7 protein-coding genes are annotated in these 8,607 nt (G+C 47.6%); 3 read left to right on the top strand and 4 right to left on the bottom strand.

Going from position 1 to position 8,607, the window contains the following annotated elements; all coding sequences use genetic code 11:
• On the bottom strand, nt 1–269 hold a 269-nt coding region (locus EWV66_RS00665; RefSeq protein WP_287107519.1), incomplete at its 3' end, for a PDGLE domain-containing protein.
• A 28-nt stretch (nt 270–297) separates the two neighbouring features.
• Nucleotides 298–1,026 (bottom strand): energy-coupling factor ABC transporter permease, encoded by a 729-nt coding sequence (locus EWV66_RS00660; protein WP_072927356.1) that lies wholly within the window; start codon nt 1,024–1,026, stop codon nt 298–300.
• 465 nt (nt 1,027–1,491) lie between these two features.
• On the opposite strand from EWV66_RS00660, the gene EWV66_RS00655 reads away from it, so the two are divergent.
• Nucleotides 1,492–2,343 carry a zinc metalloprotease HtpX gene (locus EWV66_RS00655; protein ID WP_052276434.1) on the top strand — a complete coding sequence of 284 codons (852 nt, stop codon included), beginning with the start codon at nt 1,492–1,494 and terminating at the stop codon, nt 2,341–2,343.
• A gap of 88 nt (nt 2,344–2,431) precedes the next feature.
• Entirely contained in the window at nt 2,432–2,968 is a 537-nt protein-coding gene (locus EWV66_RS00650; RefSeq protein WP_072927358.1) for a deoxycytidylate deaminase, read from the top strand.
• 345 nt (nt 2,969–3,313) lie between these two features.
• On the opposite strand, the gene EWV66_RS00645 is transcribed toward EWV66_RS00650, so the two are convergent.
• Both EWV66_RS00645 and EWV66_RS00640 read right to left on the bottom strand, forming a co-directional pair.
• Nucleotides 3,314–7,486 carry a DEAD/DEAH box helicase gene (locus EWV66_RS00645; RefSeq protein WP_287107521.1) on the bottom strand — a complete coding sequence of 1,391 codons (4,173 nt, stop codon included), beginning with the start codon at nt 7,484–7,486 and terminating at the stop codon, nt 3,314–3,316.
• Nucleotides 7,487–7,540: 54 nt separating this feature from the next.
• A complete protein-coding gene (locus EWV66_RS00640) occupies nt 7,541–8,011 on the bottom strand; it encodes a DUF29 domain-containing protein (RefSeq protein ID WP_052276433.1) in 471 nt (156 codons plus the stop codon).
• 276 nt (nt 8,012–8,287) lie between these two features.
• On the opposite strand from EWV66_RS00640, the gene EWV66_RS00635 reads away from it, so the two are divergent.
• The coding region (locus EWV66_RS00635; protein WP_287115877.1) for a Uma2 family endonuclease at nt 8,288–8,607 on the top strand (320 nt) is incomplete at its 3' end.

The following is an 8,607-nucleotide window of genomic DNA, read 5'->3' as shown; positions in this document are numbered from 1 at the left end:
CCGAAAGTGGCAAGAGTTCCCAGAAAACCGGCGAGGGGAGTGGCGACACCTTCGGGAACACCTTTGAGGGCATAACCATCAAAAATTCGGGCGGAGGGTAATTGATTACCAAGGGCGTTGGGGTCTTCTTTTTGGCTAAATTGTAAGTCTTCCGCCACTCGATCGAGTCCGTCGGGATCGGGACTGGCAAAGGGAGAAAGAAAAACGGCGATAATTAGGTATAATACCAAGCCAATCAGAAAAAATTGCCTATTTCTGCGAATATTCATCGACTTAATTGCTTTATTGACGAGAAGCTTAGGAAGGAGAAACAAAAGTATTAACGGAATGGGGCGGATCGTAGAGAAGATCGGGACGGGTTCGCCAGATATAACCGACAGCGAAAACCGTAATCACCGCTTCCCCGATACCGATGAGGATATGCCAAGATAACATGGCAAAAAGGGCGACTAAAAGCGGTACAGTGCCAGATAAAGCCAATTGCAGGGCGCAAGCTAACGCCGCCACCACCACACTTGTCCAAGCAGCTACGGCAATAGCGATCGCCATACTGCGCCAACTATTAAAACCAAGGGCTTTCCTAATCCCTAGATAGAGATAATAACCGCCAAACGTCCCGATCAAACCCATATTGACGATATTCGCCCCTAAAACCGTTAAACCGCCATCTTGAAAAAATAAAGCTTGAACGATAAAAACCACCGCCATCACCAGAGAACCCGCCCAGGGACCGAGCAGAACCCCCGCCAGAGTCCCCCCTAACAAATGTCCGGAGGTTCCCCCCGGAATGGGAAAATTAATCATCTGGGCGGCAAAAATAAAGGCGGCACAAACTCCCATCAAAGGTACAGCCCGTTCAGCGTAGTGGCCGCGCACTTTTTTGAGAGAAAAGCCAATCAGGACAACGGCAATTATCCAAGTAAATAGACTCACCGGTGGACTCAAAAAGCCGTCGGGAATATGGAGGGCGAGATAAGGGGTAAGGAGATGGTGAAACAAACCCACTCCCAGAAAATTAACAGACATTAAAATTCAGTCTCCTTGGCAATTTGGGTTCAAGATTTGCAGAGAATTGCGTCGCTAGGACGGAAAAGTCCTCTCTTCTAGTAGATAACTAACCGCTTTATTCTACAATGCCCTCTCTGGGGATTTAAACCCTTTAGCTTCTTAAGAATTTCTGTTATTTGGCCAGCCGTCAGGGTTTGGCTATCAGCCAAAATCTCAATTATTCTCAAGCAGTCAAATTATTTAAATTATTATTAAATTTAGAGCTTTTTTTCGGTTTTTATGCTAGTCCTTAATCAGTGAGCAGTGAGCAGTGAGTAGTTAGAAGAGGCTGGTGACTACTAACCACTAACCACTATTGACTAACTAAGGTCATGAGTTTTAAGTAATATTATTCACCGATCACTGATTACTGATTGCTGATTACTGATAACTGAAAGGTCTCCCCACATCTTTTATACCTCTCACTTACTAGGATAAATAAAGATGAATCAGCTTAAAACTGTTGCTTTATTGGGTTTACTAGCCGGTTTACTTGTCGCTATTGGCTACGCGATCGGTGGTCAGGGCGGTGCTTTAATTGGTTTAGTAATCGCCGCCATTACTAATATCGGTTCTTGGTACTATTCTGATCGCATTGCTCTGGCCGCTTACCAAGCCCAACCAGTCAGCCGCCAACAAGCCCCCGAACTCTACCAAATGGTAGAAAACCTCTCTCGTCAAGCCAATATTCCCACGCCGCAACTCTATATCGTCCCCACCCCCGCCGCTAATGCTTTCGCCACCGGCAGAGATCCCGAACACGCCGCCGTCGCCGTTACCGAGGGGATTTTAAACCTGCTGCCCGCCGACGAATTAGAAGCAGTTATCGCCCACGAATTAACTCATGTGCGTAACCGGGATACCTTAACCCAAGCTGTTGCGGCCACCGTTGCCGGGGCGATTTCCTACCTCGCCAGAATGCTGAGTTATGGTTTCCTGTTTGCTGGCAATTCTCGCCATCGTCAAGGGGGCAATCCCATCGGTTTGCTACTTACCATCTTTCTCGCCCCCCTTGCCGCCACTGTGATTCAGATGGCTATCTCTCGTACCAGAGAATTCGAGGCCGATGCTGGTTCCGCTCGCTTGACCGAGAATCCCGAAGCTTTAGCCAGGGCTTTAACCCGTTTAGAATTGATCGGTCGTCAAATGCCCTTAAATGCCAATCCTGCCTTTGAACCCCTGTTAATTAGCAGTCCTTTTTCGGGGCAGTTTCTGGCTAATTTATTCGCTACTCACCCATCCACCGAGGCAAGAATCGAAAATTTGCGTCGCATTCAACAGGAATTATTAACCTGATCCCGTTCTTAATTTTTAGAGGTCATCTAATGATAAGCTATCAGAGAGAACCCCATCTTTTTTGCTTTTTCTAGCTTGGTATGAAACCGTGATCAACTCTGAAGAAAAAAGACCGACTTGGGACGAATACTTTTTAATGATCGCTAAATTAGCCGCCACCAGATCCACCTGTTTAGCTTTTCCCGTCGGTGCGGTAATTGTCAAAGATCGGCAGGTTTTAGCCACGGGTTACAATGGTTCTCCATCGGGAACGGTTCATTGTACTGCCCAGGGTTTTTGTTATCCCGGTTTGGGAACCTGTCGAGAATCCGGAGAAATTCCCTCTCGGGCAATTCATGCCGAAGCTAATGCGATCGCTCAAGCGGCCAAACACGGTATTTCTACCCAAGGAGCTAGTATTTACGTTACTTTAGAACCCTGTATTTCCTGTTTAAAACTAATTATTTCTTCGGGAATTAAAGAAGTTTTTTACGAAGCGGATTTTAATAGTGGGACAAAAGCAATGTTAAGGGATTCTTTTCTAGAAACGGGGATTATTAAATATAAAAAGATTTATTTATCAGCAGAAATGGCTAGTCATGCGGCCTTATTTTTATTAAATCCCATTTTGATCGATCTCAGGTAGTTATTATCAGGATGGTAATTACTAGGAAAAATCTCTATCTATACGGTAGATAAAGTTAGTTGAATTGGCATAAAATAGTGAAAATTTTTTTATGGGCGGGTTTCCAGAAAAGCTTCTATAGGCATGGCCAACCAATCCCCGTCTAATACTAAATCCGGTTATTAAAAACTGATTATCTATTCCTCCCCAACAAGGTTTTTAGACTTTTTTTCCCTCAAAAAGTGCCGACCATTGGAGGGATCGGGGGTAAAATTCCTGGACTTTTTCCCTGAAAATTAGGTAACTGACTACCTCAAAATCGGTAAAACCCCACACCCTGCCCCCACGAAAAACTTTGCAGTCCTACTATCCCTCGGCCATTAAGCGCAATAATTCGTCAGTGGATAGCTTGCCGCTGGCGTCGGTTCCCTCCAATAAACTATCGGCGAGATCGCGTTTATGGTGGTGCAGATCGACAATTTTTTCCTCGATCGTATCCTTGGCCACTAAGCGATAAATCGTCACCGGACGTTTTTGGCCGATGCGGTGAGCGCGATCGGAGGCCTGATCCTCCACTGCGGGATTCCACCAGGGATCAAGATGGATAACATAATCGGCTGCGGTGAGATTTAATCCTGTCCCCCCGGCTTTTAAACTAATTAAAAATACGTCCCCTTCCCCCGCTTGAAACGCTTTCACCTGTTTCTGCCGATCGCTGGCTGGGGTACTACCATCGAGGTATTGATATTTTATCTGTCTTTGATCGAGATAACTGCGGATAATCGCTAAATGATCGACAAATTGACTAAACACCAACGCTTTATGCTGATTATCCAATAAATCATCCAGAATTTCCCCGAAACGGGACAATTTCGAGCCGGCTAAATCCAAATCTGGAGCCACTAACTGCGGGTGACAGCAGGCCCGGCGTAATTTCATAATCTCTGCCAGTACCTGGAGATGTTTCGCTCCGGCGGTACTGTCACTCTCGCTTAATTTCTCCAAAGCACGCCGCCGTAAGGCCTCGTAAAACGCCTTCTCCTCGACGCTTAACTCGATCGGGACTAAAATCTCGGTACGGGGCGGTAATTCCGCCAGAACTTGGTTTTTAGTGCGCCGGAGAAGGAAAGGCCGCACCAGTTTTTTTAACTGTTCGCGAGCGGTTTTATCGCCGTATTTTTCGATCGGGGTGGCGAAACGGCGATCAAAACTTTCCAAGGATCCCAACAATCCGGGGTTGATAAAACGGAAAAGATTCCATAATTCCCCTAAATGATTCTCGATCGGTGTTCCCGTGGTGATTAGTTTAAAATCCCCCCGCAGATTCATCGCTGCTTTCGATCGCTTGGTGGAGAAATTCTTAATCGCTTGGGCCTCATCGAGAACGATTGTTCGCCATTCCACCCCGGCCAACATGGTAGCCACTTCTTCCTGCTGTAATAACCCATAGCTACAGACCAACAGATCAAAAGGTTGCAGTCGATCGAGTAGTGCTTGCCGATCGCCTGTACCCAATTGGATGATATTTAAGGTAGGTGCGAACCTTTCCGCCTCACTGATCCAGTTCAAACATACTGAAGTAGGGGCGATCGCTAAAGTCGGTCCCTCCGAGGCGCGGGTTAGGATCACTGCTAGGGCCTGTAAAGTTTTCCCTAATCCCATATCATCGGCCAAACAGGCCCCGGCCCCCCACTGGGCCAGCCTAGCTAACCAGCGAAAGCCTTCCAGTTGATAGTCGCGCAATTCTGCCTGTAGAGTTGAGGGGACTTCTGGGGTAAAATCCTGACTCTCCTGAAAGCGTTGTAAATTATCGCGCCAACGTTTATCGGCCTTGAGTTGTCCCACTTCCTCGCTGAGTTCCGAGAGAATCGGGGCAGCGAAGGGATGAAACCGCAAACCGTCGCCGGACTTTTCCGAGAAAGCGCGCATTTCCTGTAACCGTTCCCGAAATGCCTCGGTTAGGGCGAGAAATTGACCATCTCCGAGGGGAATAAACCGCCCCGGCGATCCCTCTAGCAATTTCATCAACTCCTGCATACTCAGCACCGATTTCTCCTCTAGGTGCAGTTCCCCACTGACCGCAAACCAATCCCGTTGACTGTGGATATTTAGGTGTAGGTCCTGTAATCGAAGCTGACGCGTCACCCGCCATTTTTCCCCTTCCGGCCATTCCACAAGGACGCTATCGCTTAATTCCCGCAATTCCAGCAGTAGATCTAGACAATCCTCTGGATTTTCTAGCCGCCATTCCCCATTTTCTTCCTCGAAACTGATCAGGATCGGACAAGAATCGATCGCTGTTTGGGCCAGTTTTTTCTCTAGGGCCAGATCCCTAGTGGTTTGCAGCCGTTCCCCCTCGATCTCGGCGATTACTGTTTCTCCCCCTTTTCCAGGCTGGAAGTAGGGACCGGCTGCCCCAAAAGGACGGCTGAGAACCGCCACTTTTAAACCCTCTCCGGCCGGTAAGAGATGAATCCGGGGTTGACTATCGGCTGCCACTGACCGGGCTGCTTTTCCTCCCCCGATATCGGAATGTACTGTCACTATCCCGGACAGGGAATTGATCGCAGCCAGGACTTTTTCCCGGCCCTTGTCGGGGACTTCTAGGCGGTTGCTTTTGCCGATAATGTCGGCGATGCTTCGGTGTTCCGGCTTGACTTCGATTACCTTAACGCGAGTGGGGGTTTCTTTCCAAATCAGCACTTCTTGGCGATCGCTGAGATCGGGCAGTAAAGACAGGATTAATTTACCCGATTTTCCCTTTCTTACTCGCAATTCCGGTTCCCCAGCGACGATTTCTACCCGCGTTCCGGGGGAATCTTCCCAGAACACCAGGGGATGACCGATCAGTTCGATAATGGCCCGGCGCTCAAAGTGATACTCGTTCTGGCCATAGTAACTGGATTCCACGAAGATATGGGCGCAAATTTTCAGGTCTTGCGGGGTTAAATAGTCAATTTCTCCAGTTTTTCGCAGACGTTTAAGGGAGACGGGACGGCCGCGACTCCAATTACCCCGCGCGTCGAGTTTCTGTTCTTTTGGTTGCAGGAAATAATCCTCGGAATGGATAGTGAGAAACCAAGCAAGGCGGACGACGGGGTTAGATTTACCCGGGGTTGGTGTTGGCGCGCACAGATTAGTCAAGGCATTCAGGCACAGTTGCCAAGCTTCTTGGGGTTCGATCGCATCTACCAGGGGGGAAGGGAGATGCCATTTTATAACCACCTCCGCTTCCGGCGCTCGATCGAGTCGGGACAGTAGGGCCCCGGTTTCTAGGGCTAACCAATGGTAGCCGGCCGCCTTGGCATCTTTGTAGAGGGGCAAGAGTAGGCGGGGCAGATGTTTTTTAGCGATGTCGCTGCTCATCCAGTAGAGACAGATACTACAGATAAGAGTCTCTAGACCCTGGCCCATTTGGTAGGGATTGATCGTCGCGTCGATGATTGCGTCTTTGGCCTGCATATCTCCCTGACGGGCAGCGATGATTTTTTCCAGACGGGCATAGATAGGACTGAAAGGATGATCGTTTTGACGCGTCACCCAACTGGTATAGCTGGCGGCCTCGGCGAGACGTTCGGGGGTTCCTTCTTTGAGGAGGGCGAAAATAAAGGAGAAGCCGCTAATCGAAGAAAAATAGATTTTTTGTTTTCCTTTGGCTTTTTTTAGGGCTTTAAGGGCGAGGGTATATTCTTGGATCGCTTTGCTGTTTTCCCCGCCCAGAAAGGCAATCCAACCCCGTATCGCCCCGATTGCTGCTGCTTGGCTTTCCGGGAAGGGGCGATCGAGATACCGACGCACTTTATCGCTTTGTCCTCGGATGATTGCCTGTTCGAGCCACAAATGGGCTTCGGAAACACTGGTCTGGTCTTGACAGAGTTCTTCTAGGAGGGAAAAAGCCCCATCGGCGCGAGTTATTTTTTCAAAAGCCTTGACAAGAATGCTATTTAGTGCTATGGCTTGAAATTTGATCGGTTGCGTCCGTAACCAATCCCCATCGAAGGGGTTATCGTAGATGAGGATAAGAAGGTCTTCTAGGCTGGTTTTTGGGGAAGAATAGCTGGTTTTCTGATAATCGGCGATTTGTTGTTCGACCGAGTCGAAATCCTGACGATAGATGGCCAGACGGATTTCTCGGATTAATTGCTCTTTTCCCTGAAAAACTAGGCTTTCATCCCAACGAGTTCGGGGCTGCGGCAGTTTTGCCTTGATAATCTCGGCAAAACGCTTGAATTCTCCCTTGCTAATGCTATCACGGCTGGCAATCTCGACGAGGAGGGGATGACAGCGCGGCCCGTAGCCTTTGTCCTGGGTGATCACTTCCGCTTCTAGGAGGAGATCTAAATGGGATTTCAGGGTTTGGCCGTTAAATCGCCGGTTGTTCTCGTCGCGGTAATGAGCTTGATTTAAACAGTCTAGAAAAGTGCTGCGGGCGATCGGTTCATAGATTAGGGAAAAAAAACGGACGATCACCTGATCTAGTGTCGATAATTTTTGGTAGCGTTCGATGAGTTGGCGGCGGATTTGCTCTATATCTTGCATATTCGGTTATATTCGCGGATAATCCTAATCTTTTTGCGGGGATATGACTGCAATTTATGGACGGGTTTCCAAAAAAGGTTCGATATCGATCGGGAACCAGTCCCCGTCTAATACCTGTTGGAGAGTGAATATAGACTCTAGGGGAATCGCATTTTTATCGACTATCCGCGCGTTAATCAGGGATTTTCTGGCATCAGAGTAGGCTGTCTCGAAAGTGTCCCGCAGATGATTGGCGAGAGTCGGACTATCTACCTTTCTTTCCAATTGAACCCTAAAATTGGCGATTTCTTCGAGCCAATGACGGGCATTCCGTTCTTTTTCCGATTCCCAATAGGATAGTTTCAGGAGATGGATTAATAATTGAGTTAACAAACTCTCTACAGCCCGTCTGTCGCTTTTTCCCATACACTCCACCTCTTCGATCAGGTTTTCCCAGTCCACCCGGTCAAACTCTTTTCGCTTTAACAGTTCGGCGGTTTTTTCCGTCCAGAGAACAAAATCTTCTTCGTAGAGAGCGGTCATCATAGATTTCTCATCCCGACCGGGAGCGCGGGGTAATGGCTCGATTATAACGCTCGATCGCTATCCTCGATCAGCTTCTAGTCTGGGGAATTTTTGTCAAGTTAGAGATTTATCTCATAGCACAAGTTGTTCTTTTTGTCAAAAAAACTTTTCCTTTTTAACAAAAGTACACAAATATTTTGAGCAACCTTATTGACGATGTTATTTTGGGACTAGAAGGGAAAGATAACCTCACTGCTAGAATTTAATTTTCAGACCAATAACCTCAGAGCAGAAATTATGACCTTTACACCAGCTATTGATCCAGATATTGAATACCCCGATAGTGACGGTAAACCTATGGCCGATAATACCGAACAATACGAATGGATCGTGAAAATCAAAGAAAACCTTGAGATTCTCTTTGCTAATTCCCCTCAGGTTTTTATTGCGGGGGTTCTGCTCTGGTATCCTGTCCAAGATAAGAAAATTACTGGACCGGTTGCTCCCGATGTTATGGTAGTATTTGGTCGTCCGAAAGGAAGAAGGGGTTCCTATAAACAATGGCAAGAAGATAATATCGCTCCTCAAGTGGTCTTTGAAATTCTTTCACCTTCTAA

It is taken from the genome of Microcystis sp. M_OC_Ca_00000000_C217Col, assembly GCF_007095585.1.
GTDB lineage: Bacteria > Cyanobacteriota > Cyanobacteriia > Cyanobacteriales > Microcystaceae > Microcystis > Microcystis panniformis.
This window is presented reverse-complemented; position numbering and strand designations above follow the sequence as displayed.

Bases quoted from the DNA above. Each gene is read 5' to 3' on its own strand.
- EWV66_RS00660 (WP_072927356.1), bottom strand. From the start codon at position 1,026: ATGTCTGTTAATTTTCTGGGAGTGGGTTTGTTTCACCATCTCCTTACC.
- EWV66_RS00655 (WP_052276434.1), top strand. From the start codon at position 1,492: ATGAATCAGCTTAAAACTGTTGCTTTATTGGGTTTACTAGCCGGTTTA.
- EWV66_RS00645 (WP_287107521.1), bottom strand. From the start codon at position 7,486: ATGCAAGATATAGAGCAAATCCGCCGCCAACTCATCGAACGCTACCAA.
- EWV66_RS00640 (WP_052276433.1), bottom strand. From the start codon at position 8,011: ATGATGACCGCTCTCTACGAAGAAGATTTTGTTCTCTGGACGGAAAAA.